The sequence below is a fragment of the Pseudomonas spartinae genome (assembly GCF_965197125.1).
Lineage (GTDB): Bacteria > Pseudomonadota > Gammaproteobacteria > Pseudomonadales > Pseudomonadaceae > Aquipseudomonas > Aquipseudomonas composti_A.
This window is the reverse complement of the sequence record NZ_CBDAMB010000002.1, coordinates 383,999-409,923: the sequence shown is the minus strand read 5'-3', so window position 1 is coordinate 409,923 and position 25,925 is coordinate 383,999. Positions and strand designations below refer to the sequence as shown.

The window sequence follows — 25,925 nt, the reverse complement described above, 5'->3', positions numbered from 1 at the left end:
AATGAATTCGCTCCTACAGGTCTTTGCCATCGACACGCCTGGCTAGCGATTCTCGCTCGGCTCGTTGGCCTTGCCTGCTCCGGCCAAAGTCGTCGCGTCCTCCGTATGGTGTACCTGCCGCTCGCTACGCAACACAAAGGCCATATAGCCAACCACGATGACGTTGAGTGCGAACACGGCAGCGCTCAGCGCGCTGGTGTGGACCACCATTTCATAGATCTCGAACGGCAAATAGATCGCCCCGCTGGCCAAGGCGAACCACTCCGTCCAGACCAGTCCTTTCCATAGCCCGTAGGCTTCGACCAGGCGAATGATGGCGTAGGCGACTGCGCCTATGGCCAGTAGCGACAGGTCGATATCGGGTAGCGAACTCACGGCATGCATGAAGATACCGGGCAGGTGGCTGGCCGGGTTCAGGTGCGCATGGCTGACCAGTGTTTCGGCCAGTTGCTGCAGATTGCGACCGGCCAGCTCATGCAGACCAAGCGCCACTGCAAGTGAAATCAGGCCTTTGAAGGCCTCTATTGCCGCAATGATCCGAAGACCACTTGTTGTTGATGCCATCGTCTTCTCTAGAGTGCCAGGCGTCGGGGTGAAGGCCGCCTCGGGTTGGACATGCTGAGTCACGCGACGCAATTGCTCAAGCGGAGCCGCAGTGCTGGATAAATGAGTCTGCCTCCTCCTCGCTTCAGCTATCTTTTCTGGCGCGCCAGGCAAACGCAGTCGAGGCGTGACACAGGCGCTCAGGAGAGATGAATGATCAAGGTCAGTGTGATGTATCCCAACCAGCCGGGGTCGCGTTTCGACCACGACTATTACCGCGACACGCACATGCCGCTGGTCAAGGCCAGAATGGGTGAAGCGTGCTTGTTCTACACCGTCGACAGGGGGCTGGCCGGTGGCTCGCCCGGCGATCCGCCCGCCTACGTCGGCATGTGTCATATCTATGCGGACTCCATCGAGGCCTTTCAAGCCGGCTTCGCGCCCCATGCACAGGAGATTCTCGCGGATATCGCCCATTACACCGACCTGAGCCCGATCATGCAGATCAGCGAGGTGGTAGTGGGGCCGCCCTAGTGGCGGCCTTGTGACGCGGGCTTGTCGGCAGGCCTGCTGAACCGAACAGGTCAACTGTGAACGGGGGCGGGACACGGCCCTCGTTCTTTGCCGCCTATTTTCCCGCTTCCAGCTTGCGCCAGAGCAAGCGTACCGCCGCTTTGCGTACGAGCGCGCAGCGGTACAGGCGAATCTCCAGCGGGATCTGCCAGTGTTCGCCACCGCAGATTGCCAGTTCGCCGCGCGCCAGCTCGGCGGTGACCGACAGGCGCGGCACCCAGGCCACGCCCATGCCCTGCAGGGCCATGCTCTTGAGGCTGTCGGCCATGGCTGTTTCGTACACGGTGGTCGAGCGCAGGGCACGCTGGCGCAGCAGCAGGTTGACCGAGCGGCCGAGGAAGGCGCCAGCACTGTAGGCCAGCAGCGGCACGCTCTGTCCAGCGTCGAGATCGAACAGCGGCGCGCCCGCCTCGCTCACCGCGCAAACCGGCAGCATCGAGGTGGCGCCCAGGTGCAGCGAAGGGAAGATCTCCGGGTCCATCTGCAGGGCCGCGTCGGGGTCGTAGTAGGCGAGGATCAGGTCGCAAGCGCCTTCACGCAGCGAGTGCACCGCTTCGCCGACGTTGGTGGCCACCAGCCGGGTGGTCAGCGGCAAGCCCTCGCGGCGCAGGCGGGCGATCCATTCGGGAAAGAAACCCAGGGTCAGCGAGTGGGCAGCGGCGATCGACAGCACCTCGCCGCGTTGCCCCTCCAGGTTGTGCAGATGGCGTACCACCTCGCCGAGCTGTTCCACCATGCTCCGCGCCGTGACCAGGAACAGCCGGCCCGACTCGGTCAGCTCGACAGGGGTGCAGGAGCGGTCCACCAGGGTCAGCCCGAGCATGGCTTCCAGGCTGCGGATGCGCCGGCTGAACGCCGGCTGCGTGACGAAGCGCTTGTCGGCGGCCTGGGAGAAACTGCGGGTGGCGGCCAGGACGATGAAGTCTTCCAGCCATTTGGTTTCCAGATTCATCGAGTCTCCGTGGCCGGGCGAGGTTGCGCAGGTGCGGTGGATCAAAGAAGCGTCATCCACCCACAGTCATACGTTGTGAGCGCAGTGGGCGTCACATCCACATTATGCCGATTGTGCATGGGGCAGCAACTAACGGCATTGGTCGCAAAGCGGGACGAGGCCATATTCTATGGGCATCGCGGCACTCGCCGTATTTCCCAAGAGCTATCGCCATCATGTCCTCTGCTGCATCTGTTCGCGTCGAAAAAGACCTGCTCGGCACCCTCGAAATCCCGGCTGAAGCCTATTACGGTATTCAGACCCTGCGTGCGGTGCAGAACTTCCGTCTGTCCGGTGTGACCCTGTCGCACTACCCGAAACTGGTGATCGGCCTGGCCATGGTCAAGCAGGCCTCGGCTGATGCCAACCGCGAGCTGGGCCACCTGAGTGCGGCCAAGCACACGGCGATCAGCACTGCCTGTGCGCGCATCATCCAGGGCGAGTTCCACGATCAGTTCGTGGTCGACATGATCCAGGGCGGCGCCGGCACCTCGACCAATATGAACGCGAATGAAGTCATCGCGAATATTGCGTTGGAGGCCATGGGGCATGAGAAGGGCCAGTACCAGCACCTGCACCCGAACAACGACGTGAACATGGCGCAGTCGACCAACGACGCCTACCCGACCGCCATCCGCCTGGGCCTGCTGCTGGGCCACGAGAGCCTGCTCAGCGCGCTGGACAAGCTGATCCAGTCGCTGGCGGCCAAAGGCCTGGAGTTCGGCCACGTGCTGAAGATGGGCCGCACCCAGCTGCAGGATGCCGTGCCGATGACCCTCGGTCAGGAGTTCCAGGCCTTCTCCACGACCCTCGGCGAAGACCTGCAGCACCTGAAGATGCTCGCGCCGACCCTGCTGCACGAGGTCAACCTGGGCGGCACCGCGATCGGTACCGGCATCAACGCCGACCCGAAATATCAGGCCCTGGCGGTCAAGCGCCTGGGTGTGATCAGCGGTCACCCGGTCAAACCGGCTGCCGACCTGATCGAGGCCACCAGTGACATGGGCGCCTTCGTGCTGTTCTCCGGCATGCTCAAGCGCACCGCGGTGAAGCTGTCGAAGATCTGCAACGACCTGCGCCTGCTCTCCAGCGGCCCGCGTACCGGCATCAACGAGATCAACCTGCCGGCGCGCCAGCCGGGCAGCTCGATCATGCCGGGCAAGGTCAACCCGGTGATTCCCGAGGCGGTCAATCAGGTGGCCTTCGAAGTGATCGGCAACGACCTGGCGCTGACCATGGCGGCCGAAGGTGGCCAGCTGCAGCTGAACGTCATGGAGCCGCTGATCGCCTACAAGATCTTCGACTCGATCCGCCTGCTGACCCGCGCCATGGATATGCTGCGCGAACTGTGCATCGACGGCATCACGGCCAACGAGGCGCATTGCCGCGCACTGATGGAGAACTCCATCGGCCTGATCACCGCGCTCAACCCCTACATCGGCTACGAGAACGCCACGCGTATCGCCAAGGTCGCACTGGAAAGTGGTCGTGGTGTGCTGGAGCTGGTGCGCGAGGAGCAGTTGCTGGATGAGGCCACCCTGGCCGACATCCTGCGCCCGGAAAACATGATCGCTCCGCGCCTGGTACCGCTTCAGAGCTGATTCAATCCGCTATATCGGCGCCGCCCTCATTCGAGTGCGGCGCCTTTGTTTACGCCCTGTGGCCGGCCGCGTGGTAGTGCTCGAGGTCGGGTAGAGGACCCCACAACAATGACAATTCGGGTGATAACCACATGAGTCAGAGCAACACCCCTTCTCCTTCTTTCCTTGCGCGCGTGCCCTTGTGGCAGCAGATCATCGCCGGCCTGATACTTGGCGTAGTCGTCGGCATGCTGTTCAAGGGCGCAGCCCAGGCGCTGGCGCCGGTTGGTGCGCTGTTTCTCAACGCGATCAAGATGCTTATCGTGCCGCTGGTGTTCATCTCGCTGGTAGCGGGCATCACCGCCATGAGCGACAGCGCCAAGCTCGGCCGCATCAGCGTCAAGACCATCGCCATCTACCTGGTCACCACCGCCTTCGCGGTCAGCATCGGCCTGGCGTTCGGCACCCTGTTCAGCCCCGGCGAGAGCATGCACATGGTCGCCAGCGGCAGCGAAGAGGCCAAGCAGGCGCCGTCGTTGATACAGATTCTGGTGGGCCTGGTTCCGACCAATCCGGTAACCGCCTTCGCCGAAGGCAACATCCTGCAGATCATCGTTTTCGCCATCGCCCTGGGCGTGAGCATGAATCTGGTCGGCGAGAAGGCGGCACCGGCGATTCGCCTGTTCGACAGCCTGGCCGAGGTGCTCTACAAACTCACCGATCTGGTGATGCGCTTCGCGCCCATCGGCGTGTTCGCGCTGATTGCCGGGGTGGTGGCGTCCCATGGCATCGAGGTGCTGTTGCCACTGGCCGGGGTGATCGGGGTGATCTACCTGGCCAGCATCGCCCACATGCTGGTGATCTACGGTGGCCTGATCGGCGGCCTGGCGCGCCTCAGCCCGCTGCGTTTCTTTCGCGGTATCGCGCCGGCGCTGGCGGTGGCCTTCAGCACCTCGAGCAGTTCCGGCACGCTGCCGGTGTCCATCGAGTGCGCGCGCAAGAACCTCGGCGTGTCGCAAGGCGTGGCCGGGTTCGTGCTGCCGGTCGGCGCGACCATCAACATGGACGGCACCGCCATCTACCAGGGCGTGCTGGCGCTGTTCATCGCCCAGGCCTTCGGCATCGATCTGAGTGCCGGTCAGTACCTGACCATCATTCTCACCGCCACGCTGGCGTCGGTAGGCACCGCCGGCATCCCGGGCGCAGGCCTGATCATGCTGGGGCTGGTGCTGAGCTCGGTCGGCCTGCCGCTGGAAGGTGTGGCGCTGATCGCCGGTATCGACCGCATCCTCGACATGGCACGCACCACGGTGAACGTCACCGGTGACCTGATGACCACCACGCTGATCGCGCGTAGCGAGAACGAACTCGATCGCGATGTGTTCAACAGCGACAACGCGGCCTGAGTCTCCCGAGCCAGGTTATCCACAGCCTGGCGCAGCGAATTTCATAGGAGGCCTTCACCAGCCTCGACCTTCAGGGATGGCCTCGGCCATCCCTTTTTTTGCGCGTGATTTGGCCAGGCGCTACAAGCGCCAGGCGCGACGGAGTTGCTGTAGCGCTTCGACGATCTGCGCCTCCGGCACTGCGGCAAAGCCCAGCACCAATCCGGCGCGGGCATCCTCGGGCGTTTCGCTACCGGGCAGCCAATAGTCGCTCAAGGGGTTCATCTCGATGTCGGCTGCACGGGCCGCGGCGATCAGCTCATGCTCACGCGCGCGAGTCGCGACCTTGATGCTCAGGTGCAGGCCCGCTTCCACGGCCGGCAACGGCGAGCAGCCTGGAATGGACTGCGGCCAGGCCTTGAACAAGGCATCGCGGCGACTGCGAGCGACCTGGCGCATGCGCCGCACATGGCGCTGGAAGTGCCCGGCGGCAATGAATTCGGCCATCACCGCCTGGCTGCCGACCTCCAGGTGGCGCAGCTCCAGTGCCTGGCGCCGGGCGAAGGGCTCGGCCAGCGCTGGCGGCAGCACCAGATAGCCCAGGCGCAGCGCCGGAAAGGCAAGCTTGCCGAAGGTGCCGACGTAGATCACCCGCTGCTGATCGTCCAGCGCTGCCAGCGGCGCGAGCGGCGTGCCGCTGTAGCGGTACTCGCCGTCGTAGTCGTCCTCGATGATCCAGCCATCCACGCGCTTGGCCCACTCCAGCAGCGCCAGGCGTCGCGGCAACGACAGGGTCACGCCGGTGGGGTACTGGTGCGCGGGCGTGACATAGGCCAGCCGGCAATCGTTGAGACGCTGCAGGGCGGCGACATCCAGGCCTTCGCCATCCACCGCGATGCCGCACAGCTGCGCGCCCGCCACCGCGAAGGCGTGGCCGGCAGCGCGGTAGCCGGGATTTTCCAGCGCCACCCGCGCGCCGGGTTGCACCAGCAACTGGGCACAGAGGCTGATGGCCTGCTGCGAGCCGCAGGTGATCAGTACCTGCTGCGCCGTGCAGGTCAGGCCACGGCTGTTGCGCAGGTAGGCGGCGATCAGCTCGCGCAGCTGCATGTCACCGGCCGGATCGCCGTAGCCCAGCCGTGCTGGCGATGGTTTGCGCCAGAAGCGCGCCTGCAGCCGCGCCCAGGTTTCAAAGGGGAACAGATCGAAGGCGGGTACGCCGATGCGAAAGGCACGCGGTGCGCCCGCGGCGGGGGTGGCCAGGTGGTGGCTGTGCACCAGCTGCAGTGCCGGGCTGGTGGCAGCAGGCGTGGCTGCGGCGTTGACCACGGGCTGGCTGCGCGGCAGTTCGGCGACGTAGGTGCCATCGCCGACCCGCCCGGCTACGTAGCCCTCGGCATACAGCTGGTCCAGTGCGCGGGTCACGGTGTTGCGCGAGATGCCAAGCCGCGCGGCCAGCTCACGGCTCGCAGGCAGGCGTGTGCCACCCGCCAGGCGCCCGTCGAGGATGCGCTCGCGCAGCGCCTGGTAGAGCTGGCGCGCCAGGCCCCGACCGGGTTGCAGATGAATGCCGGAAAGATCGAATGGCAAGGCGGGCGAGCGGTTCATGATCGAAGAATTGGCTCTATGAAAGTCGTCAGGAATGGATCTTACATCAGGCCAATATCCTGCCTAGCATGAGCCCATCACGCCAGGAGATACCGCCATGTACTGCCCCGCCGCCTTCCGTCAGAACGACCTGCTCACCCTGCAGGCGCAGATTCAGGCCACGGGTCTGGGCGTCCTGACCAGCAGTGGCGAACAGGGCCTGCACGCCAGCCATCTGCCACTGCTGCTCGAGCCGGGTGAGGGCGAGTTCGGCACCCTGTACGGCCACTTCGCGCGTGCCAATCCGCATTGGCGCGATCTGGCGAGCGGCGCCGAGGCCCTGGTGGTGTTCAGCGGTGCGGATGCCTACGTGCATCCCGGCTGGTACGCGGCCAAGGCCGAGCACGGCAAGGTGGTGCCGACCTGGAACTACATCGCCGTGCATGCCTGGGGCCAGGCCGAGGTGTTCGACGACCCCGAGCGCCTGCTGCAACTGGTCAGCCGTCTCAGCGAGCGCCATGAACAGGGCCGCACCCAGCCCTGGGCGGTCAGCGATGCACCAGGCGACTACATCGACGCCATGCTGCGCGCGATCGTCGGCTTTGCCCTGCCGATCCGCCGCATCGAGGGCAAGTGGAAGCTCAGCCAGAACCGTTCGGCCAGCGACCAGGCCAGCGTGCGCACCGGCCTGGCGGAGTCGGCCCGTGCCAGCGACCGCGAGCTGGCCCAGCAGATGAATCCAACCGACTGAGACACGAGGAGTGCCCAATGCTCGACATTCGCCCTGTAAGCGCCGACGACCATGCGGCCTGGCTGCCGCTCTGGCAGGCTTACCAGCGCTTCTATCAGGCTGACATCGCGGCTGAAACCAGCGCCGTGACCTGGCAGCGCTTTCTCGATCCGGCCGAACCCATGCACGCTGCGCTGGCCTGGCAGGATGGCGAGGCCGTCGGCCTGGTGCACTTCATCTACCACCGCAGCTGCTGGACCACCGGCGACTACTGTTACCTGCAGGATCTCTATGTCGCCGAGCAGATTCGCGGTAGCGGTATCGGTCGTGCGCTGATCGAGCACGTGTACAGCGAGGCGCGCGCCGCCGGTGCCAGCCGCGTGCACTGGCTGACCCAGGAAACCAACTACCGGGGCCGCATGCTCTACGACCGCATCGGCGATCGCTCCGGTTTCATCCAGTACAGGAAGCTCTTCTGATGACCACCGATCTCGCTCAATGGCAACCCCGTCCGCAACCGGACCAGCGCATGCTGCAGGGGCGTTTCGTGCGCCTCGAGGCGCTGGATGTCGAGCACCATGCCGATGATCTGTGGCGCGCGTTGCAGGGGCCGGACCCGGCGCTGTGGAATTATCTGCCCTACGGCCCATTCATCGAGCGTAGCGATTTCGATGCCTGGCTGAGCGGCAACGCCGACAGTCGCGATCCGCTGTTCTATGCCGTCATCGATCAGGCCGAGGGTCGCGCCCTGGGGCTGTTCAGCTACCTGCGCATCAGCGCGGCCGATGGCAGCATCGAGATTGGCCACGTCGCCTTCGGCGCGCCCATGCAGCGCACGGCCGGTGCCACCGAAGCCATCTACCTGCTGGCGCGCCATGCCTTCGACGACGTTGGCTACCGGCGACTGGAATGGAAGTGCGACGCGGCCAATGCCCGCTCCATGCGCGCCGCCGAACGCTTCGGCTTCACGTACGAGGGGCTGTTCCGCCAGCACATGGTGCGCAAGGGACGTAACCGCGACACCGCCTGGTTCTCCATCATCGACGGTGAATGGCCGGCCTGCCGTGCAGCCTTCGAGCACTGGCTGGCTGTGGACAACTTCGACGAGCGAGGCCAGCAGCGGCAGCGCCTTGAGGCGCTGCGCGAATGAACGATTGGTGGAAAACCGGCAACGCCAGGCGCCGCGATCGGCGGCAGTGACGGCCAGAAGCGTGAATCACCGCGCCGAGAAAACGGAGCTGGCGAGCTGCAAGTGAGCTTTTCGAGGCTGTTCTTGATGAACGCAGGCGGTTTTCAACGACCTGAAGCACTCACTCCATCTCGAACAGGCCATCACGCAGCTGTGCACCGCCCAGGCGTTCGCGGATGTCGTCGTCGATGCGCGGGTCGTCGGGGGCGTAGAGCATCAGCTGGCGATAGGCGTTGACCCGGTTGATCTCGCTGCCCAGGTACTGCCAGACCACGCGGGTGCAGGCCGGCGTGCGACGGTCACCGCTGGAGACGCCGGTCTTGATGCCGTTGAGGCGAATGATGCGGCTCTTGAAGCTGGGGATCAGAATGGTCTGGCTCATCTCGTTGCCGGTGAGCGACTCGTAGTCCACCAGAAACAGGCGGTCCTGCAGGAAGAACGCTGTACCCAGGTAGCGGCAGCGTACCCAGTCCTCGCTGCCGCCGCGCGCGGTTTCCTGGCGCTCCTGACGTTCCTGGCGCTCGAACAGGTAGTTGCCGCGCTCCTCGCGCAGGTGCACCAGCGACAGCAGCACGTGCCCCGGTACCGACATGCAGTTGGAGTATTCGAAGTAGTAGCCGCAATAGCGGTCCATCGGGCTGGCCTGCCGGCGTAGCGGCGCGAACAGCTCCAGCAGTGGATCGTTGCCACTGTGTTGCTGGGCATCGCCGCTGCGCGCGCCGATCAGGCGGGCGAACTGCTCGGCGGGCATCGCCAGCTCGAACGGCTCGACGCCGAAGAAGTCACCGATGCGTTTGAGGTTGTGCGTGGTCGGTCGGCTCTGCCCGGCCAGGTAGCGATTGAACTGCGCGCGGTTGATCGACAGCTTGCGGCAGACCTCGGCAATCGAGCGGTAGTGGCTGCAGAGCAGTTTCAGGTTGGCGCCGAGGGAATCGGACATATGGCCGCTCCAGCTGATGCGAATGACGCGATTCTAGCATCAACTCGCATCAGATCGCCGCGACCTGCGAAATTGTCCCGCGCCGAGCCTTCACCAAAGATTGCGCCACCCGCCCTCGGGGCGCATTCCCATTCAGAACAACAAGAGAGAAAGCCTCCATGCTAGATCTGCTCAATGACCTCATCTGGAGCAAGCTGCTGATCGTGATGCTGATCGGTCTCGGCCTGTACTTCACCATCGCTTCGCGCTTCGTCCAGTTCCGCTACTTCAGCAGCATGTTCCGCATCTTCAGCGAAGCCTTCCAGCGCCAGCCGGGCCAGCTCAGCTCGTTCCAGGCCCTGATGCTGTCGGTCGCCGGCCGCGTCGGCGCCGGTAACATCGCCGGCGTATCGGTGGCGATCATGCTCGGTGGCCCAGGCGCCATCTTCTGGATGTGGGTCGTGGCCCTGGTCGGCATGGCCACCAGCTACTTCGAGTGCTCGCTGGCGCAGCTGTACAAGCGTCGCGAGGCGGATGGCGGCTACCGTGGTGGCCCGGCGTTCTACATCCAGCACGGTCTTGGCCAGCGTTGGCTGGGGATCGTCGTATCGATCCTGCTGCTGGTGACCTTCGGCTTCGGTTTCAACGCCGTGCAGTCGTTCACCGTCGCCAGCTCCCTGCATGACACCTTCGGTATCCCGACCCTGGCCAGTGGCATTGCCCTGACCGTGGTGATCGGCCTGATCATCTTCGGTGGCATCAAGCGTATCGCCCAGTTCGCCGACGTACTGGTACCGGTCATGGCGTTCTCCTACATCGCCATGGCGCTGCTGGTGATCGGCATGAACATCAGCGAAGTACCGGCTACCTTCGGCCTGATCTTCAACAGCGCGTTCGGCCTCGAGCCGGCCTTCGCCGGCGGTATTGGCGCGGCCATCATCATGGGCGTCAAGCGCGGTCTGTTCTCCAACGAAGCCGGTCTGGGCAGCGCGCCGAACGTGGCCGCGGTCGCCGAGGTCAAGCACCCGGCCGCGCAGGGCATCGTGCAGTCGCTCAGCGTGTTCATCGACACCCTGATCCTGTGCAGCTGCACCGCGCTGATCATCCTGCTGTCGGGCGTCTATCAGCCGGGCATGGAGCAGGCCGGTGTGGTCCTGACCCAGAGCGCCGTTGCCGCCGTGGTCGGCGAGTGGGGCCGTGTGTTCATCAGCCTGGCGCTGCTGCTGTTCGTCTTCACCACCCTGATCTACAACTACTACCTGGGTGAGAACGCCCTGGGCTTCTTCAGCCAGAAGCGTGGCCCGGTGATGATCTACCGCGTGCTGGTGGTTGGCCTGGTGCTGTGGGGTTCGGTGCAGGACCTGGGCACGGTGTTCGCCTTCGCGGACGTGACCATGGGTCTGCTGGCGATCTGCAACCTGATTGCCCTGGCCCTGCTGTTCAAGGTGGGCGTGCGCCTGATGCGCGACTACGATAACCAGATCAAGGCGGGTGTGAAGTCGCCGGTGTTCGACGCCAAGCAGTTCGCTGACCTGGACCTGGACCCTGCCGTATGGGGCAGCCAGCCAGGCAGCGCCGACAATCCGGCAGAGATCGGTGATCGCGCCTACCAGCGTTGATTTGACTCAGATGGGAAGAGGGGGCGATGCCCCCTTTTTCTTGGCCTGCCATCTCTGGCGGCCATCCTTCGGGCAGTCGTAAGCGACGTTGCAAACGTCCCGTTTGCCCGCGATATGCGAGGAGAGTCCATGGCGACCCCAGAAAAACTCCTGGTGCTGTACACAGGCGGCACCATCGGCATGCAGATGAGCGCAGACGGCCTGGCGCCGGCTTCGGGTTTCGAGGCGCGCATGCGCGCGCAACAGGCCCAGGAGAATGCCAGCGAGCTGCCGCAGTGGCACTTTCGCGAGCTGCTGCCGCTGATCGACAGTGCCAACATGAACACCGGCCACTGGCTGACGCTGCGCAACGAGATTGTCACCGCCGTGCAGACGCATGGTCACGACGCCGTGCTGGTGCTGCATGGCACCGACACCCTGGCCTACAGCGCTGCAGCACTGAGTTTCCTGCTGCTCGGCCTCGAGGTGCCGGTGGTCTTCACGGGGGCCATGCAGCCGGCAGGTGCCGCTGGCGGCGATGCCTGGCCCAACCTGTTCGGCGCGATGCGCGCCTTGTATCGCGGTGTGGCGCCAGGCGTGCACCTCTACTTCAACGGCCAGCTGTTGCACGGCGCGCGCTGTTCGAAGTTGCGCAGCGACGCCTTCGACGCCTTCCAGGTACTGCCGCGTCAGCGCCAGGCGGAACGTGCCACGGTCGATGCACAAATCGACTTCCGCCAGCCGCGTCAGGCGGTCAATCTCGCGGTGCTGCCGCTGCATCCGGCCGTGCAGGCCGGGCATCTTCAAGCCCTGTTCGACAGCGGTGTGCAGGGCCTGCTGCTGGAGTGCTATGGCAGTGGCACCGGTCCGGCCGGCGATGCGCAGTTGATGAGCGCGCTGCGCCAGGCGCACCAGCGCGGCGTGGTGCTGGCGGCGATCAGCCAGTGCGCGCAGGGACATGTGCAGTTCGGCGTCTACGCGGCCGGCAGCCGTCTGGCCGAGGTCGGTCTGGTGTCCTGCGGCGGCATGACCCGCGAGGCTGCGCTGGGCAAGCTGTTCGCCCTGCTCGGCGCCGGTTTGCCGCAGGCACAGGTCGAGCACTGGCTGGCGCGCGATCTCTGTGGTGAGATGAGCGACTGATCCACCTGCCCAAACAGAGGAAGGACGATGAGTATCGACATTCGCCCTGTAGTCGCTGCCGATCACGAAGCCTGGTTACCGCTATGGCAGGGCTACCAGCGCTTCTACATGACCGAAATCCCCGCTGACGCCAGCGCCACCACCTGGCAGCGGTTTCTCGACCCTGGCGAACCCATGGGTGCTGCCCTGGCCTGGCAGGGTGACCGCGCCATCGGCCTGGTGCACTGGGTCATCCACCGCTCGACCTGGACCAGTGGCGACTACTGCTACCTGCAGGATCTGTTCGTCGCCAAGGGCGAGCGCAGCGGCGGTGTCGGGCGCAAATTGATCCAGCATGTGTTTGAGCAGGCGCACGCCGCAGGCTGTTCGCGGGTGCACTGGCTGACTCACGAGAGCAACAGCCAGGCCAAGCTGCTGTACGAGCGCATCGGCGAGCGCTCGGGGTTCGTGCAGTACCGCAAAATCCTGTAGCCAGCCTCAGGGCCGGCGTGCGATGAAATCGATCTCCACCAGCGCATGGCGTGCCAGGCCCGTGGTGCCGATGCAGGTGCGCGCCGGGCGCTTGCCTTCGGGGAAGTAGCTGGCGTACACCGTGTTGAAGCGCGCGTAATCACCGTGGAAATCGGTGAGAAACGCGCGCGCAGACACCACGTTTTCCAGGCCCAGGCCAAGACCATTCAGCACCACCAGCAGGTTGTCGAAGGTCTTGTGCGTCTGCGCCTCGATGCCTTCGGGCAGCGGCGCCGCTTCGTTGCCCGGGTCGATGGGCAACTGGCCGGTGATGAACACCCAGCCATCGGCTTCGCAGGCATGGGAGAACGGCGCGACCGGTGCGGGCGCAGCGGCGAACATGTGGTATTCGGGCATCGACATGGGCACTCCTGGTCATCGAGTCAGTGGCCGCACGACAGCGCGGCCTGCTGCGACCATACCCTATCGAATCAGAATACCGACCAGCCGATGCGCTCGCTGAGCAGCTCCAGCGCCTTGATCCCAGCCAGGGAGTTACCTGCCGCATTGAGCTCCGGGGACCACACGCAGACGCTGAACTGCCCCGGTACTACGGCGACAATACCGCCGCCGACGCCGCTCTTGCCTGGCAGGCCGACGCGATAGGCGAAGTTGCCGGCTTCGTCGTACAGCCCGCTGGTGGCCATGATCGCGTTGATCTGCTTGGTCTGGCGCGGCGACAGCACCTGTTCGCCGCTGTGCTGGCAGAAACCCTCGTTGGCCAGGAAACCGAAGGCGCGCGCCAGGTCGACGCAACTCATGCGCAGCGCGCAGCAGCTGAAGTAGCTGCGCAGCACGGCCTCGACCTCGTTGTGGAAATTTCCGAACGACTGCATCAGGTAGGCCGCTGCGGCATTGCGGGCGCGGTGCTGGTACTCGGATTCGGCAACGTGATTGTCCACCGTCACTTCGGGGTTGCCCGACAGGCGCCGGACGAAATCGCGCATCGACAGTGCCGGCGCGGCGTAACGCGACTGGTTGATGTCACAGATCACCAGGGCACCGGCGTTGATGAACGGGTTACGCGGCTTGCCCCGCTCGAATTCGAGCTGCACCAGCGAGTTGAACGGCTGCCCGGACGGTTCGTGTCCCAGCCGTTGCCAGATGCTCTCGCCGCTGTGACCGATGGCCTGGACCAGGCTGAACACCTTGGAAACGCTCTGGATGGAGAAGGGCGTGCGCGCATCGCCGGCAACGTGTAACTGACCATCGTTGCCATACACGGCGATGCCTAGCTGATCGGGCACCACACTGGCCAGTGCGGGGATGTAATCGGCCACCTTGCCCTGGCCGATCAGCGGGCGGACTTCATCGAGAATTTCGTTCAACAGCGCTTGCATGCGTAGAGCCTGTTCAAAGTCTCGCGAGCTGGAGCCATACAAGGCGCAACGACCAGCGGGAGTGACAGCCAAGGGCTGGCCCGAAGGGTGAGCGCCAGCGAATCAAGCAGGCGAGGATCGGTCGGAGTCGCGCTCGACTTTACGAGCTGTAAATGAGCATTTTTGACGGGGCCTAGCCTGGGCTGGCGCTCAGTCTGTTTTTAACGCGGCATGGCCTACGCGCAGCAGAGTCTGGGCTGGCTGTCAGGCTCTCGGCGGCGCTAGGTTCACCCAGCATGTCAGTGCTAGACGCCGCTGGATACGCCGGAATCACAGCCCATGACTTGCCCTCGGCGGCCAGCGCCCCTAGGCTCGGTCCTCCCCTGTCGTTGGCCTGGTTCGATGTCCACGGTTCTCAATGTCCTGCTACCCATCTTCGGCCTGATTCTGGTTGGTTTCATCTGCCGGCGAAGCAATCGCCTGGGGCCGACTGCGGCATCGGAGATGAACCGTTTCGTGGTCTGGCTCGGTTTGCCGGCCTTGCTGTTCAGCCTCACGGCCAAGGCAGACTGGGCGCAGATCTGGCAGCCCGGTTTCCTGCTCGCCTTCACCGGCGGCATGCTCGCGGTTTTTCTGGTCACGCTGGTGTATCGCTGGCGCAGCACCGGCAGCCTGGTCGACGCCAGCATCGATGGCCTCAGCGCCGGTTACGCCAATACCGGTTACATCGGCATTCCGTTGTGTGTCCTGGTGCTCGGCGAGGACGGCATGGCGCCGGCCCTGATCGCCTCGCTGATGGTGGTTTGCGTGCTGTTCGGCCTGGCGGTGGTGTGCATCGAGGTGGGCCTGCAGAGCAAGAAGGGTCTGGGCGGCGCCATCGTTCAGGTGATCATGGCGCTGCTGAAGAACCCGTTGGTGGTCGCGCCGTTGCTCGGTGCCGCCTGGGCCGTGGGTGGCGTGCAGATGCCGGCGGCGCTGGACGAGTTTCTCCGCTTGCTGGGCGCCGCCACGGTGCCCTGTGCGCTGGTATCGCTGGGGCTGTTTCTGGCGCAGCGCCAGAGTGGACCGAGCGAAGGCGCCTGGCCTTTGGTGGTACTCAAGCTGGTTTTGCAGCCACTGGTGACCTGGTTCATCGCTTTCGTGCTGCTCGACCTGCCGCCGTTCTGGGCGCACGCCGCGTTGCTGCTCAGCGCCCTGCCGACTGGCACCGGACCATTCATGCTTGCCGAGTATTACCAGCGCCAGGCGGCGCTGGTTTCGCGGGCGATCCTGTTTTCCACCCTCGGCTCGCTGCTGACCTTGACCCTGATCCTGCTGCTGATCACGCCTTGAGCTGCAGCTCCACGCCCAGTTGTTGCGACAGGCAGGGCCAGCGCCGCCAGGACGATGCGGTATCCGGTGCGGCCAGGTGCTCACGATAGGCCTGCACCGAGGGCTGGTCGAAGCTGGCGTCATCGAGCATGCCGGCCAGTGCGTGGTGCACCGCCTCGTCGAGCTGATTGGCGAAGGGTTCACCGATCAGCTGGTGGGCGATCAGGTTGGCGCGGGTGGTATCCAGCGGGATCAGTGGCTGGCCGAGGTGAGCGATGTAGCGGTCGTTGACCTCCTCCACCAGGCGATGCGCCAGATAGGCCTCGTCGAGCAGACCTTCGAGGCCTTCATGGCCCTCCATCAGGGCCGGTGGTTGCAGGAAGAAATGCTCGGCGATCTGCAGCACGGGCTTCACCGCAGCCTCGATTCCCGCTTCGCGTGCTACTTCGGCGGCGGCGTCGAGCACGTCCGGCACTTCTTCGATATAGGCGATGACGAAGGCGGTCAGCGCCCCTGGCGCGTCGGCCTCGGGCAGGCGAATGGACGGGTGCAGGCGATCCAGCTGGGTCTGCAGGAAGTGAGTGAGTGCCTGGCTGCCACTTTCCTGCTGGCGAGCCTGAGCGATGAGTTGACGAAGCGCGGCGGTGTTCATGACTGCTCCTACCTATCAGGACATGGACGTGAACCTTAGCCGGCTGATCGGGCTGGCTAAGACGCGATTGTCATAACTTTTTCATACTTATGCGAGTCCGCTATATCTACCTGTATCAGAACGGCTACACCCCGCGCCGCGCGCGGCCTTTGCCATCGGCGTCGAACAGGCTTGGTGACTGCCCTGCTCACATTGCGGGCTGAAAGTGGCCGTCTATACTCGATTTCGAAAGGCAGTACCTGATGGAACCGGACGAGCTTTGGCACGGAAAGGTTCGACATGTAGTCGCCAGCAGTCAGGAGTGGGTGTTCAGGCAGCGTGCGCCAGCACCCAGCTCCACAAGGCAGTCGATCCCTTAGCCGCAGGCTCAGCCGGCGGGATAACAAGAACAATCAAGGGGAACCCGCAATGATGCGACATCCACGAGTCTGGATGGGCCTCCTGCTGTGGCTGGCAATGGGCTCGGCGCATGCCCAATGGACGGTCAACATGGCGCCCGGTGTAACCGACGTCAGCCGTTCCGTGTTCGACCTGCACATGACCATTTTCTGGATCTGTGTCGTGATCGGCATATTGGTCTTCGGCGCCATGTTCTGGTCGATGCTCCTGCACCGCCGTTCCACCGGCCAGAAACCCGCGCACTTTCACGAAAGCACCACCGTCGAGATTCTCTGGACCGTCGTGCCGCTGGCGATTCTGGTGGTGATGGCGATTCCGGCAACGAAGACGCTGATCGATATCTACGACACCACCGAGTCCGAGCTGGATATCCAGATCACCGGCTATCAGTGGAAGTGGCACTACAAGTACCTGGGTCAGGATGTCGAGTTCTTCAGCAACCTGACCACGCCACGCGCGCAGATCAACAACCGCGAAGCCAAGGGCGAACATTACCTGCTCGAAGTGGATGAGCCGCTGGTGGTGCCGGTGGGTACCAAGGTGCGCTTTCTGATCACCGCTGCCGACGTGATCCACTCCTGGTGGGTGCCGGCGCTGGCGGTGAAGAAGGATGCCATCCCCGGTTTCATCAACGAGTCCTGGACCCGCATCGAGGAGCCCGGCATCTACCGCGGCCAGTGCACCGAATTGTGCGGCAAGGATCACGGCTTCATGCCCGTGGTGGTAGAAGCCAAGTCCAAGGAAGACTTCGCTGCCTGGCTGGCCGAACGCAAGCAGGCGGCTGCCGCCGAGCGCGAGCTGACCAGCAAGGAATGGACCATGGAAGAGCTGATGGCGCGTGGCGAGAAGGCCTACAACACCACCTGCGCCGCCTGCCACCAGCCCACCGGTGAAGGCCTGCCGCCGATGTTCCCGGCACTCAAGGGCTCGTCCATCGCCACCGGGCCGGCCGAAGGCCATATCAACATCGTCTTCCACGGCAAGCCGGGCACCTCCATGGCGGCGTTCGGCAAGCAGCTGTCGCCGGTCGACCTGGCCGCCATCATCACCTACGAGCGCAACGCCTGGGGCAACAGTGTCGGTGACATGGTCACGCCCAAGGACATTCTCGATTTCTCCAAGGCGCAGGAGTAAGGACATGAGTGCAGTGATCGACCACGGTCATACTGACCACCACCATGGCCCGGCCAAGGGCCTGATGCGCTGGGTGCTGACCACCAACCACAAGGACATCGGCACGATGTACCTGTGGTTCAGCTTCTGCATGTTCCTGCTGGGCGGCTCGATGGCCATGGTCATCCGCGCCGAGCTGTTCCAGCCGGGCCTGCAGATCGTGCAGCCGGAATTCTTCAACCAGATGACCACCATGCACGGCCTGATCATGGTCTTCGGTGCGGTGATGCCGGCCTTCGTCGGCCTGGCCAACTGGATGATCCCGCTGATGATCGGCGCGCCCGACATGGCCCTGCCGCGCATGAACAACTTCAGCTTCTGGCTGCTGCCGGCGGCCTTCGGCCTGTTGATCAGTACCTTGTTCATGGAGGGCGGCGGGCCGAACTTCGGCTGGACCTTCTATGCGCCGCTGTCGACGACCTATGCGCCGGAGAGCACCACCTTCTTCATCTTCGCCATTCACCTGATGGGCATCAGTTCGATCATGGGGGCGATCAACGTGATCGCCACCATCCTCAACCTGCGTGCCCCGGGCATGACCCTGATGAAGATGCCGCTGTTCGTCTGGACCTGGCTGATCACCGCCTTCCTGCTGATCGCGGTGATGCCGGTACTGGCCGGCTGCGTGACCATGATGCTGATGGACATCCACTTCGGCACCAGCTTCTTCAATGCCGCTGGTGGTGGTGATCCGGTCCTGTTCCAGCATGTGTTCTGGTTCTTCGGCCACCCCGAGGTGTACATCATGATCCTGCCCGCCTTCGGTGCGGTCAGCTCGATCATCCCGGCCTTCGCGCGCAAGCCACTGTTCGGCTACACCTCGATGGTCTATGCCACCGCGTCCATCGCTTTCCTGTCGTTCATCGTCTGGGCGCACCACATGTTCACCGTCGGCATCCCGCTGACCGGCGAGCTGTTCTTCATGTACGCCACTATGCTGATCGCCGTGCCCACCGGGGTGAAGGTGTTCAACTGGGCCAGCACCATGTGGCAGGGCTCGATGACCTTCGAGGCGCCGATGCTGTTTTCGGTGGCCTTCGTCATCCTCTTCACCATCGGCGGATTCTCCGGGCTGATGCTGGCCATCGCCCCGTCGGACTTCCAGTACCACGACACCTACTTCGTGGTGGCGCACTTCCACTACGTGCTGGTACCCGGTGCGATCTTCGGCATCTTCGCCTCGGCCTACTACTGGCTGCCCAAGTGGACCGGGCACATGTACGACGAAACCCTGGCCAAGCTGCATTTCTGGATGAGCTTCATCGGCATGAACCTGGCGTTCTTCCCGATGCACTTCGTCGGCCTGGCCGGCATGCCGCGGCGTATTCCCGACTACAACCTGATGTTCGCCAACTTCAACATGGTCTCCAGCATTGGCGCCTTCATGTTCGGGGCGACCCAGCTGCTGTTCCTGTTCATCGTCATCAAGTGCATCCGCGGCGGCAAACCGGCTCCGGCCAAGCCCTGGGACGGTGCCGAAGGCCTGGAGTGGACGGTGCCGTCACCGGCGCCCTATCACACCTTCAGCACGCCGCCGGAAGTGAAATAGGAGGTCTGCCGTGAGCGAGGTCATCGCGACGCGTCGCCTGGTTACCCGTCTGCTGATCGTGGTGGCGGTGATGTTCTGTTTCGGCGTCTTCGTTCTGCCGCCGTTCTATGACGCCATGTGCCGGGTATTCGGGATCAACGGCAAGACCGCAGGGCCCTATCAGGGCGAGCAGGTGATCGACGAGGTGCGCCAGGTGCGCGTGCAGTTCCTCGCCACCAACTCTGCCGAGATGGTCTGGGAGTTCGCGCCCAAGGCCGACGAGTTGTTGGTTCACCCAGGGGAGACCCGCGACATGTTGTTTGTCGCCTACAACCCCAGCGACCACCCGATGACCGCGCAGGCGATTCCCAGCATCTCGCCTTCGAAGGCAGCGGCGTTCTTTCACAAGACCGAGTGCTTCTGCTTTACCCAGCAGGTGCTGCAGCCGGGTGAGCGCATCGAGATGCCGGTGCGCTTCATCGTCGACCGCGACCTGCCGCAAGACGTGAAACATCTGACACTGGGCTACACGCTGTTCGATATCACCGCGCGCAAACCGCCGGTGGCACAGGCTCCATAAGGAGAACAACAATGTCGAGTCACGAGCACTATTACGTTCCGGCCCAGAGCAAATGGCCGATCATCGCCACCCTCGGGATGCTGGTCAGCGTCTTCGGCGTCGGTACCTGGTTCAATGACCTCTCGGCCAATCGCGCGGACTCCAATGGCCCGCTGATCTTCTTCGTCGGCGGCCTGATCCTCGCCTACATGCTGTTCGGCTGGTTCGGCAATGTGATCAAGGAGAGTCGCGGCGGCCTATACAGCCCGCAGATGGATCGCTCGTTCCGCTGGGGCATGAGCTGGTTCATCTTCTCCGAGGTGATGTTCTTCGCAGCCTTCTTCGGCGCCCTCTTCTACGTCCGTACCTGGGCTGGCCCCTGGCTGGGTGGCGAGGGCGACAAGGGCGTGGCCAACATGCTCTGGGAAGGTTTCGAATACAGCTGGCCGCTGTTGCAGAACCCCGACTCCAAGCTGTTTCCGCCGCCCAGCGGGGTGATCGACCCCTGGCATCTGCCGTTGCTCAACACCATCCTGCTGGTGTCATCGAGCGTCACCGTGACCTTCGCTCACCATGCCCTGAAGAAGAACAAGCGCGGCCCGCTCAAGGCCTGGCTGGCGGCCACCATTTTGCTTGGTGTGGCGTTCCTGTTCTTCCAGGTCGAGGAATATATCGAGGCCTACAGCGAGCTGGGTCTGACCCTGGGCTCGGGCATCTACGGTGCAACCTTCTTCATGCTCACCGGCTTTCACGGTGCCCACGTGACCATGGGGGCGCTGATTCTGACGGTGATGCTGGTGCGCATCATGCGCGGCCACTTCGATTCGGAGAAACACTTCGGTTTCGAGGCCGCGTCCTGGTACTGGCACTTCGTCGACGTGGTCTGGCTGGGGTTGTTCGTCTTCGTTTACGTCCTGTAGCGCAGCCTCACCAGGTGGCGTGAGACACCAGTTGCCCTGAGTAGAAGCCCCAGGCGATCAGGGCGACGGTGATGGCGGTCAGCACGACACGGACTGTCAGTGCATTGACCACGCGGGTACTGTGGCTGTCGTCCTTGACCAGGAAGAACAGGCCGCTGAACAGACTGGCGATGGTAGCCAGCAACATGAGGACGATCGCGGCCTTGAGCATGCGAGACTCCGGGGGAGTGGGTATGCATCGCAGTATAGCCAGCCCGTCTGTGGTTCGCGGAGGCGCGCAATGAGCGGCTTTCGTCCCGGCTGGCTGCCCAGCATTCTGGTGTTGCTGCTGACGCCTGGCTTGCTGAGCCTGGGCTTCTGGCAGCTGCAGCGGGGCGAGGAAAAGCGCCAGCTGCTGGCCAGTTTCGAGGCACGGCGCCAGGCCGAGCCGATCAGCCTCGAACAGCTCGAGCCGCTGCGTGACCCCGGCTACCGCCGCGTTCACCTGCGCGGGCAGTTCGACCCCGAACACAGCCTGCTGCTGGATAGCCGCATCCGCGACGGCCATGCCGGCGTCGAGCTGCTGCAGCCCTTCTACGATCAGGCCAGCGGTCTCTGGGTGTTGCTCAATCGTGGCTGGCTGCCCTGGCCGGATCGGCGCACGCCTGTGCAGTTCGATACACCCGATGGCGTGTTGCAGCTCAATGCCTGGATCTACGTGCCGCCATCCGGCGGCCTGAACCTGAGATCCGGTGCGGCTTCGGAGGGCTGGCCGCGGCTGATTACCCAGGTCGAGGCCGATAGCCTGTGGCACCAGTTGGGCCGTGGCGGCCTACCCTTCGAGACACGCCTGGAGCCGGGGCCTGCCAGCTATCGCGTCGATTGGCCGATCGTGGCCATGAGCCCCAGCAAGCATCTGGGTTATGCCGTGCAGTGGTTCGCCTTGGCTGGCGCACTGCTCGGTCTGTTCATCTATCTCGGAATTCACAATGCACGGGAGCATCGTCATGAACCCAGCCATCGCCATGCCTGAGGCGCCCCGCAAGGGCCGGGGGCGTTTGCAGCTTCTGCTGATTCTGGCCATCACCATCGGCCCGATGTTCCTGGCCAGTGCTATGTACCAGTGGCGCTTCTGGGTGCCGGAGACGCGCAATTACCACGGTGTGCTGATCGGCGATGGTCGCACCCTGGCCGATCTCGGCGTGCAGGGCGAAGTGGAGCCGCAGTGGCAGATTCTGGTGACGACTCCCGGCGCGTGCGAGGCGGACTGTCAGCAACTGGTTTACCTGGCGCGGCAGATCCAGATCGGCCTCAATCGCGAGACCTCGCGGGCCAGCCATGGCCTGGCCCTGGCCGAGCCGCTGAGCGCCGAGTACGACGCCACGCTCAAGCGCGAGTACCCGCAGCTTGGTCGTTACCAGCTGGATGTTCAGGCCTACGCCAAGGCCGCCGAGGCGGTGCCGGGCGCGCAGCTGTGGCTGGTCGATCCGCACGGCAATCTGGTGCTGCGGTATCCGGCCGGCAGCGACGGCAAGGCCATTCTCGATGATCTGCGCTACATGCTGAAAATTTCCCTGATCGGTTGAGCGTGCGCCCTGTCCATAACGACAGGGCGTCAAGCCCCGTGCCCAAGGAGTCGACATGCACAAGCCTGGTTACCGTCTAGCGTTGTTCGCGACCCTCCTGACCGTGGTGGTGGTGCTGCTGGGCGCCTACACCCGGCTGACCCATGCCGGCCTGGGCTGCCCGGACTGGCCAGGCTGCTACGGCTTTCTCGGTGTGCCGATGAGCGAGCACAAGCAGGCCATCGCCGAGGCGCGCTTTCCCGAGGCACCCGTTGAGGTCGCCAAGGGCTGGTACGAGATGATCCATCGCTACTTCGCCGGCGCTCTGGGCTTGGTAATCCTGGCCATCGCCGTCCAGGCCGTGCGTCGCCGCGAAGACCCGGCGCAACCGCTGAAGCTGCCGTTGGCGATCCTCGCGCTGGTGATCCTGCAAGGGGCGTTCGGCATGTGGACGGTCACCCTGCAGCTGTGGCCGCAGGTGGTCACCGCACACCTGCTCGGCGGCTTCGCCACGCTGAGCTTGCTGACCCTGCTCACCTTGCGCCTCTCCGGACGCTTCGCCCCGCTACAGCTGCCGGGGCGCCTGCGGGCGCTAGCAGCCGCCTGCCTGCTGCTGGTGATCGGGCAGATCGTGCTCGGCGGCTGGGTCAGTTCCAATTACGCCGCTGTCGCCTGCGTCGACCTGCCCACCTGCCACGGTGAATGGTGGCCGGCCATGGACTTCGGCAAGGGTTTTCATCTGACTCAGCATATCGGCCCCAATTACCTCGGCGGGCAGCTCGACAGCGATGCGCGCACAGCCATCCACATGAGCCACCGCCTCGGCGCGCTGCTGGTCACAGTGGCATTGCTGGCGCTGGCCTGGCAGCTGCGCGTCGCCAAGCTGCCGCGTCTGGCCGGGCTGCTTGTGCTGGCGCTGGCTCTGCAGGTCAGCCTGGGCATCAGCAACGTGGTCTTCCATCTGCCGCTGCTGGTGGCGGTGGCGCACAACGCTGGTGGGGCGGCTCTGCTGCTGACCATGGTACTGGTCAACTATCGGCTCAGGGCCGTATCTGCGGTGACACGTGATGCATCCGATCGCATCGGTACGCGTGCGGTGACCGCTACCCACGCGCTGCTGCAGGCCGGCAAATAACTTATCAAGGAGAAACGCCATGGCGACCATGCTACGAGCTCACTCCGAACACGCCTCCTGGCGTGACTATCTGGAACTGACCAAGCCGCGGGTGGTGATGCTGATGCTGATCACCTCGCTGGTCGGTATGTTCCTCGCCACGCGTGCTGGCGTGCCCTGGACCGTGCTGCTGTTCGGCAACCTGGGCATCGGCTTGTGCGCAGGCGCCGCGGCTGCGGTGAACCATGTGGTGGACCGTCGTATCGACTCGATCATGGCGCGTACGCACAAGCGTCCGGTCACTGCCGGGCGCGTCTCGCCAGTGGCGGCGCTGGCCTTTGCCCTGCTGCTGGCCATCGCCGGGATGAGCCTGCTGCTGCTGTTCACCAATCAGTTGGCCGCCTGGCTGACCCTCGCCTCGCTGCTCGGTTATGCGGTGATCTACACCGGCTTTCTCAAGCGTGCCACGCCGCAGAACATCGTGATCGGTGGCCTGGCGGGCGCCGCTCCGCCGCTGCTGGGCTGGGTCGCCGTTACCGGCCACATGAGTGCCGAGCCACTGCTGCTGGTGTTGATCATCTTCGCCTGGACGCCGCCACACTTCTGGGCCCTGGCCATTCACCGCAAGGAGGAATACGCCAAGGCCGACATCCCCATGCTGCCGGTGACCCACGGTGAGCACTACACCAAGATGCATATCCTGCTCTATACCCTGGCCATGTTTGCGGTGACCTTGCTGCCCTATGCCATTCACATGAGCGGGCCGTTGTATCTGGTCTGTGCCCTGTTGCTGGGCGGACGCTTCCTGCACTGGGCCTGGGTGCTGTACCGTGACAGCAAACCGCACGCCGCGATCAACACCTTCAAGTACAGTATCTGGTACCTGTTCCTGTTGTTCATCGCGCTGCTGGCGGATCACTACCTGCTGCTGAATATCTAAGGTTTTTCATGACGCGTACCCACACAACGGTTTTCGTTCTTGTCGCTATCGTGGCCCTCGTGCTGGGGCTAACCGTCAACAAGGTGCTCAGCAGCAAGAGCCAGGGCGACCCGGCGGCGTTGCTCGATGCCGGCATCGTCCTGCTGCCGCAAAGCCGCAGCCTGCCGGCGCTGAGCCTGATCGACCAGGATGGCAAGGAAGTCGCGGTGGATCAGCTCAAGGGCGACTGGAAGCTGCTGTTCTTCGGCTATACCTTCTGCCCGGACATTTGCCCTGCCACCCTCGCCCAGTTGCGCCAGTTGCAGACTCAACTGCCCGAGGAAACCCGCGCGCGCTTGCAGGTGGTGATGGTCAGCGTCGACCCGCACCGCGACACCCCGGAGCAACTGAGCAAGTACCTGGGCTTCTTCAGTGCGGGCTTCAAGGGGCTGACCGGCGAAGAGGAAACCCTGCAGAAATTCGCCAATTCGGTGAGCATCCCCTACATCCCTGCCGATACCAGCAAGGAAAACTACACCGTCGATCACAGCGGCAACCTGGTGATCATTGGCCCGGATGGCACGCAGCGTGGCTTCATCCGCGCGCCAATCAACAACGCCAAACTGGCCGAGCAATTGCCGGGGCTGGTTTCGGGCAGCTGACGGCGAGGCCGGTTCCTCGCCGCTAACGGTAAGCCTCAGGCTGCGTAGGGTGGATGACGCTCTTTTCATCCACCGCTGGGCACGCCACGGTGGACCGGTGACGTGTGGCCCAGCCTACAGCGCGAACGGCAGGGGCAGGTTGACCTGCTGACGCTGTGCCAGGCGTCGCTGGAATTCACCCGGATCATGAATCAGCACTTCCTGCCCGGCGAACGATTCGGCGGCGATCAGTCGCGACAGCCAGAAACGCACGCAAGCCACGCGCAGCATGGCCGGCCACAACTCGGCTTCGGCGGCACTGAAGGGGCGTTGCGCGGCATAGGCGCCGAGCAGTGCGCGCGCGCGCGCGCCGTCGAGGCTGCCATCTTCATGCGAGCACCAGTCGTTCAGGGTGATGGCCAGGTCATAGAGCATCGGCCCGGAGCACGCATTGTAGAAATCGATCACCCCGGCCAGGTGATTGCCGTCGAACAGGACGTTGTCGCGGAACAGGTCGGCATGCAGGTTGGCGCGTGGCAGGGCGAGGATGCGCGGCTTCAGCTCGGCAATCTCGTCCAGAGCGGCGCGTAGCAGCGGCGATGCCTCGTCCGCGAGTTTCAGTGCCTGCTTTGCACCTTCGGCCAGCATCCAGTCCAGGCCGCGGTCGCTGCGACGCTCTACCGGTCGTTCGCGCGTCGCCAGGTGGATGCGGGCCAGCAGATTGCCCACCTCCTGGCAGTGATGTGCGTTGGCTTCATGCACATGCTTGCCGGACAGCCGCGGCTGCAGCAGCGCCGGTTTCTCGGCCAGGCTGCGCAGCGCCTCGCCGTCCTGCGTGCGCAGGGCGTAAGGCACCGGCAGGCCGGCATCGTGCAGCACATCGAGTAGCTCGATGAAGAATGGCAGGTCGGCCACCGGACCGCGCTCGACCAGGGTCAGAACGTATTCGCCCTGCTCCAGGCTGACGAAGAAGTTGCTGTTTTCGCTACCTGCAGCAATGCCCTGGAAGTCACGCAACCGGCCAAGTCCATAAGGCGCCAGGAAAACTTCGAGCTGATGACGCTCCAGGGGGGTGAATACCGACATATCAGACCTTAATTG

General features: G+C 64.2%; 28 protein-coding genes. 19 read left to right on the top strand and 9 right to left on the bottom strand.

What is annotated here, in order from left to right; all coding sequences use genetic code 11:
- Positions 1–42: 42 nt before the first annotated feature.
- On the bottom strand, positions 43–564 hold the full coding sequence (locus tag ACN8M7_RS05750; protein WP_061238930.1) for a DUF2127 domain-containing protein: 522 nt from the start codon (positions 562–564) through the stop codon (positions 43–45).
- 192 nt (positions 565–756) lie between these two features.
- On the opposite strand from ACN8M7_RS05750, the gene ACN8M7_RS05745 reads away from it, so the two are divergent.
- On the top strand, positions 757–1,077 hold the full coding sequence (locus ACN8M7_RS05745; RefSeq protein WP_061238931.1) for an EthD family reductase: 321 nt from the start codon (positions 757–759) through the stop codon (positions 1,075–1,077).
- Between the two features lie 94 nt (positions 1,078–1,171).
- Here ACN8M7_RS05745 and ACN8M7_RS05740 read toward each other — a convergent pair whose 3' ends face one another.
- The gene (locus ACN8M7_RS05740; protein WP_061238932.1) at positions 1,172–2,068 is read right to left on the bottom strand and encodes a LysR substrate-binding domain-containing protein; all 897 of its coding nucleotides are present in this window, start codon (positions 2,066–2,068) and stop codon (positions 1,172–1,174) included.
- 215 nt (positions 2,069–2,283) lie between these two features.
- On the opposite strand from ACN8M7_RS05740, the gene aspA reads away from it, so the two are divergent.
- The gene (gene aspA, locus ACN8M7_RS05735; RefSeq protein ID WP_490260069.1) at positions 2,284–3,708 is read left to right on the top strand and encodes an aspartate ammonia-lyase; all 1,425 of its coding nucleotides are present in this window, start codon (positions 2,284–2,286) and stop codon (positions 3,706–3,708) included.
- Between the two features lie 131 nt (positions 3,709–3,839).
- A complete protein-coding gene (locus ACN8M7_RS05730) occupies positions 3,840–5,093 on the top strand; it encodes a dicarboxylate/amino acid:cation symporter (protein ID WP_490260068.1) in 1,254 nt (417 codons plus the stop codon).
- Between the two features lie 120 nt (positions 5,094–5,213).
- Here ACN8M7_RS05730 and pdxR read toward each other — a convergent pair whose 3' ends face one another.
- Positions 5,214–6,680: a MocR-like pyridoxine biosynthesis transcription factor PdxR gene (gene pdxR, locus ACN8M7_RS05725; protein WP_490260067.1), complete on the bottom strand. Its 1,467-nt coding sequence runs from the start codon at positions 6,678–6,680 to the stop codon at positions 5,214–5,216.
- Between the two features lie 97 nt (positions 6,681–6,777).
- Here pdxR and ACN8M7_RS05720 point away from each other — a divergent pair, with 97 nt between their 5' ends.
- The 3 genes from ACN8M7_RS05720 to ACN8M7_RS05710 are packed head-to-tail and all read left to right on the top strand — an operon-like array spanning position 6,778 to position 8,539.
- On the top strand, positions 6,778–7,410 hold the full coding sequence (locus ACN8M7_RS05720) for an FMN-binding negative transcriptional regulator (RefSeq protein ID WP_490260066.1): 633 nt from the start codon (positions 6,778–6,780) through the stop codon (positions 7,408–7,410).
- Positions 7,411–7,427: 17 nt separating this feature from the next.
- Positions 7,428–7,868 (top strand): GNAT family N-acetyltransferase, encoded by a 441-nt coding sequence (locus ACN8M7_RS05715; RefSeq protein WP_490260065.1) that lies wholly within the window; start codon positions 7,428–7,430, stop codon positions 7,866–7,868.
- On the top strand, positions 7,868–8,539 hold the full coding sequence (locus ACN8M7_RS05710) for a GNAT family N-acetyltransferase (protein ID WP_490260064.1): 672 nt from the start codon (positions 7,868–7,870) through the stop codon (positions 8,537–8,539). Before ACN8M7_RS05715 ends, ACN8M7_RS05710 begins: the two co-directional genes overlap by 1 nt.
- Positions 8,540–8,699: 160 nt before the next feature.
- Here the strand turns inward: ACN8M7_RS05710 and ACN8M7_RS05705 are convergent, their stop codons facing one another.
- Positions 8,700–9,518 (bottom strand): helix-turn-helix domain-containing protein, encoded by an 819-nt coding sequence (locus tag ACN8M7_RS05705; protein ID WP_490260063.1) that lies wholly within the window; start codon positions 9,516–9,518, stop codon positions 8,700–8,702.
- 158 nt (positions 9,519–9,676) lie between these two features.
- On the opposite strand from ACN8M7_RS05705, the gene ACN8M7_RS05700 reads away from it, so the two are divergent.
- The 3 genes from ACN8M7_RS05700 (at position 9,677) to ACN8M7_RS05690 (ending at position 12,706) form a co-directional block, all read left to right on the top strand.
- A complete protein-coding gene (locus ACN8M7_RS05700; protein ID WP_061238940.1) occupies positions 9,677–11,116 on the top strand; it encodes an alanine/glycine:cation symporter family protein in 1,440 nt (479 codons plus the stop codon).
- A gap of 129 nt (positions 11,117–11,245) precedes the next feature.
- Positions 11,246–12,235 (top strand): asparaginase, encoded by a 990-nt coding sequence (locus tag ACN8M7_RS05695; RefSeq protein ID WP_490260062.1) that lies wholly within the window; start codon positions 11,246–11,248, stop codon positions 12,233–12,235.
- Positions 12,236–12,262: 27 nt separating this feature from the next.
- The gene (locus ACN8M7_RS05690; RefSeq protein WP_490260061.1) at positions 12,263–12,706 is read left to right on the top strand and encodes a GNAT family N-acetyltransferase; all 444 of its coding nucleotides are present in this window, start codon (positions 12,263–12,265) and stop codon (positions 12,704–12,706) included.
- A gap of 6 nt (positions 12,707–12,712) precedes the next feature.
- Here the strand turns inward: ACN8M7_RS05690 and ACN8M7_RS05685 are convergent, their stop codons facing one another.
- Entirely contained in the window at positions 12,713–13,108 is a 396-nt protein-coding gene (locus ACN8M7_RS05685; RefSeq protein ID WP_490260060.1) for a RidA family protein, read from the bottom strand.
- Between the two features lie 68 nt (positions 13,109–13,176).
- Entirely contained in the window at positions 13,177–14,085 is a 909-nt protein-coding gene (gene glsB, locus ACN8M7_RS05680) for a glutaminase B (protein ID WP_490260059.1), read from the bottom strand.
- Between the two features lie 381 nt (positions 14,086–14,466).
- Here glsB and ACN8M7_RS05675 point away from each other — a divergent pair, with 381 nt between their 5' ends.
- Complete coding sequence (locus tag ACN8M7_RS05675) at positions 14,467–15,396, top strand: AEC family transporter (protein ID WP_490260058.1); 930 nt, start codon at positions 14,467–14,469, stop codon at positions 15,394–15,396.
- On the opposite strand, the gene ACN8M7_RS05670 is transcribed toward ACN8M7_RS05675, so the two are convergent.
- Entirely contained in the window at positions 15,386–16,027 is a 642-nt protein-coding gene (locus ACN8M7_RS05670) for a hypothetical protein (RefSeq protein WP_490260057.1), read from the bottom strand. The genes ACN8M7_RS05675 and ACN8M7_RS05670 overlap by 11 nt on opposite strands.
- Positions 16,028–16,435: 408 nt before the next feature.
- On the opposite strand from ACN8M7_RS05670, the gene coxB reads away from it, so the two are divergent.
- From coxB to ACN8M7_RS05650, 4 genes are read left to right on the top strand one after another with little or no spacing between them, the layout of a single operon-like run.
- Complete coding sequence (gene coxB, locus ACN8M7_RS05665) at positions 16,436–17,560, top strand: cytochrome c oxidase subunit II (RefSeq protein WP_197432162.1); 1,125 nt, start codon at positions 16,436–16,438, stop codon at positions 17,558–17,560.
- Positions 17,561–17,564: 4 nt separating this feature from the next.
- Positions 17,565–19,148, top strand: coding sequence for a cytochrome c oxidase subunit I (gene ctaD / locus ACN8M7_RS05660; protein ID WP_061238948.1), 1,584 nt, complete (start codon positions 17,565–17,567; stop codon positions 19,146–19,148).
- A 10-nt stretch (positions 19,149–19,158) separates the two neighbouring features.
- The gene (locus ACN8M7_RS05655) at positions 19,159–19,707 is read left to right on the top strand and encodes a cytochrome c oxidase assembly protein (RefSeq protein ID WP_061238949.1); all 549 of its coding nucleotides are present in this window, start codon (positions 19,159–19,161) and stop codon (positions 19,705–19,707) included.
- Between the two features lie 11 nt (positions 19,708–19,718).
- On the top strand, positions 19,719–20,606 hold the full coding sequence (locus ACN8M7_RS05650) for a cytochrome c oxidase subunit 3 (protein WP_061238950.1): 888 nt from the start codon (positions 19,719–19,721) through the stop codon (positions 20,604–20,606).
- Between the two features lie 7 nt (positions 20,607–20,613).
- On the opposite strand, the gene ACN8M7_RS05645 is transcribed toward ACN8M7_RS05650, so the two are convergent.
- Positions 20,614–20,817, bottom strand: a complete 204-nt coding sequence (locus tag ACN8M7_RS05645; protein ID WP_490260056.1) for a twin transmembrane helix small protein — start codon at positions 20,815–20,817, stop codon at positions 20,614–20,616.
- A 69-nt stretch (positions 20,818–20,886) separates the two neighbouring features.
- Between ACN8M7_RS05645 and ACN8M7_RS05640 the strand changes: the two genes are divergently transcribed.
- Genes ACN8M7_RS05640 through ACN8M7_RS05620 form a run of 5 tightly spaced genes read left to right on the top strand, consistent with a single transcriptional unit; the run spans position 20,887 to position 24,845 of the window.
- Positions 20,887–21,618, top strand: a complete 732-nt coding sequence (locus tag ACN8M7_RS05640) for an SURF1 family protein (protein ID WP_061238952.1) — start codon at positions 20,887–20,889, stop codon at positions 21,616–21,618.
- Positions 21,593–22,171 (top strand): hypothetical protein, encoded by a 579-nt coding sequence (locus ACN8M7_RS05635; RefSeq protein ID WP_490260055.1) that lies wholly within the window; start codon positions 21,593–21,595, stop codon positions 22,169–22,171. The genes ACN8M7_RS05640 and ACN8M7_RS05635 overlap by 26 nt, the downstream gene beginning before the upstream one ends.
- A 55-nt stretch (positions 22,172–22,226) precedes the next feature.
- Positions 22,227–23,285, top strand: coding sequence for a COX15/CtaA family protein (locus ACN8M7_RS05630; RefSeq protein ID WP_490260054.1), 1,059 nt, complete (start codon positions 22,227–22,229; stop codon positions 23,283–23,285).
- Between the two features lie 28 nt (positions 23,286–23,313).
- On the top strand, positions 23,314–24,204 hold the full coding sequence (cyoE, locus tag ACN8M7_RS05625; RefSeq protein WP_490260296.1) for a heme o synthase: 891 nt from the start codon (positions 23,314–23,316) through the stop codon (positions 24,202–24,204).
- An 8-nt stretch (positions 24,205–24,212) separates the two neighbouring features.
- Positions 24,213–24,845 carry an SCO family protein gene (locus tag ACN8M7_RS05620; RefSeq protein WP_061238956.1) on the top strand — a complete coding sequence of 211 codons (633 nt, stop codon included), beginning with the start codon at positions 24,213–24,215 and terminating at the stop codon, positions 24,843–24,845.
- A 114-nt stretch (positions 24,846–24,959) separates the two neighbouring features.
- Here ACN8M7_RS05620 and ACN8M7_RS05615 read toward each other — a convergent pair whose 3' ends face one another.
- Entirely contained in the window at positions 24,960–25,910 is a 951-nt protein-coding gene (locus ACN8M7_RS05615) for a homoserine kinase (RefSeq protein ID WP_490260053.1), read from the bottom strand.
- Between the last annotated feature and the right edge of the window lie 15 nt (positions 25,911–25,925).

Coding starts and splice junctions, on each gene's coding strand:
- ACN8M7_RS05750 (WP_061238930.1), bottom strand. CDS start 564: ATGGCATCAACAACAAGTGGTCTTCGGATCATTGCGGCAATAGAGGCC.
- ACN8M7_RS05745 (WP_061238931.1), top strand. CDS start 757: ATGATCAAGGTCAGTGTGATGTATCCCAACCAGCCGGGGTCGCGTTTC.
- ACN8M7_RS05740 (WP_061238932.1), bottom strand. CDS start 2,068: ATGAATCTGGAAACCAAATGGCTGGAAGACTTCATCGTCCTGGCCGCC.
- aspA (WP_490260069.1), top strand. CDS start 2,284: ATGTCCTCTGCTGCATCTGTTCGCGTCGAAAAAGACCTGCTCGGCACC.
- ACN8M7_RS05730 (WP_490260068.1), top strand. CDS start 3,840: ATGAGTCAGAGCAACACCCCTTCTCCTTCTTTCCTTGCGCGCGTGCCC.
- pdxR (WP_490260067.1), bottom strand. CDS start 6,680: ATGAACCGCTCGCCCGCCTTGCCATTCGATCTTTCCGGCATTCATCTG.
- ACN8M7_RS05720 (WP_490260066.1), top strand. CDS start 6,778: ATGTACTGCCCCGCCGCCTTCCGTCAGAACGACCTGCTCACCCTGCAG.
- ACN8M7_RS05715 (WP_490260065.1), top strand. CDS start 7,428: ATGCTCGACATTCGCCCTGTAAGCGCCGACGACCATGCGGCCTGGCTG.
- ACN8M7_RS05710 (WP_490260064.1), top strand. CDS start 7,868: ATGACCACCGATCTCGCTCAATGGCAACCCCGTCCGCAACCGGACCAG.
- ACN8M7_RS05705 (WP_490260063.1), bottom strand. CDS start 9,518: ATGTCCGATTCCCTCGGCGCCAACCTGAAACTGCTCTGCAGCCACTAC.
- ACN8M7_RS05700 (WP_061238940.1), top strand. CDS start 9,677: ATGCTAGATCTGCTCAATGACCTCATCTGGAGCAAGCTGCTGATCGTG.
- ACN8M7_RS05695 (WP_490260062.1), top strand. CDS start 11,246: ATGGCGACCCCAGAAAAACTCCTGGTGCTGTACACAGGCGGCACCATC.
- ACN8M7_RS05690 (WP_490260061.1), top strand. CDS start 12,263: ATGAGTATCGACATTCGCCCTGTAGTCGCTGCCGATCACGAAGCCTGG.
- ACN8M7_RS05685 (WP_490260060.1), bottom strand. CDS start 13,108: ATGTCGATGCCCGAATACCACATGTTCGCCGCTGCGCCCGCACCGGTC.
- glsB (WP_490260059.1), bottom strand. CDS start 14,085: ATGCAAGCGCTGTTGAACGAAATTCTCGATGAAGTCCGCCCGCTGATC.
- ACN8M7_RS05675 (WP_490260058.1), top strand. CDS start 14,467: ATGTCCACGGTTCTCAATGTCCTGCTACCCATCTTCGGCCTGATTCTG.
- ACN8M7_RS05670 (WP_490260057.1), bottom strand. CDS start 16,027: ATGAACACCGCCGCGCTTCGTCAACTCATCGCTCAGGCTCGCCAGCAG.
- coxB (WP_197432162.1), top strand. CDS start 16,436: ATGATGCGACATCCACGAGTCTGGATGGGCCTCCTGCTGTGGCTGGCA.
- ctaD (WP_061238948.1), top strand. CDS start 17,565: ATGAGTGCAGTGATCGACCACGGTCATACTGACCACCACCATGGCCCG.
- ACN8M7_RS05650 (WP_061238950.1), top strand. CDS start 19,719: ATGTCGAGTCACGAGCACTATTACGTTCCGGCCCAGAGCAAATGGCCG.
- ACN8M7_RS05645 (WP_490260056.1), bottom strand. CDS start 20,817: ATGCTCAAGGCCGCGATCGTCCTCATGTTGCTGGCTACCATCGCCAGT.
- ACN8M7_RS05640 (WP_061238952.1), top strand. CDS start 20,887: ATGAGCGGCTTTCGTCCCGGCTGGCTGCCCAGCATTCTGGTGTTGCTG.
- ACN8M7_RS05635 (WP_490260055.1), top strand. CDS start 21,593: ATGAACCCAGCCATCGCCATGCCTGAGGCGCCCCGCAAGGGCCGGGGG.
- ACN8M7_RS05630 (WP_490260054.1), top strand. CDS start 22,227: ATGCACAAGCCTGGTTACCGTCTAGCGTTGTTCGCGACCCTCCTGACC.
- cyoE (WP_490260296.1), top strand. CDS start 23,314: ATGCTACGAGCTCACTCCGAACACGCCTCCTGGCGTGACTATCTGGAA.
- ACN8M7_RS05620 (WP_061238956.1), top strand. CDS start 24,213: ATGACGCGTACCCACACAACGGTTTTCGTTCTTGTCGCTATCGTGGCC.
- ACN8M7_RS05615 (WP_490260053.1), bottom strand. CDS start 25,910: ATGTCGGTATTCACCCCCCTGGAGCGTCATCAGCTCGAAGTTTTCCTG.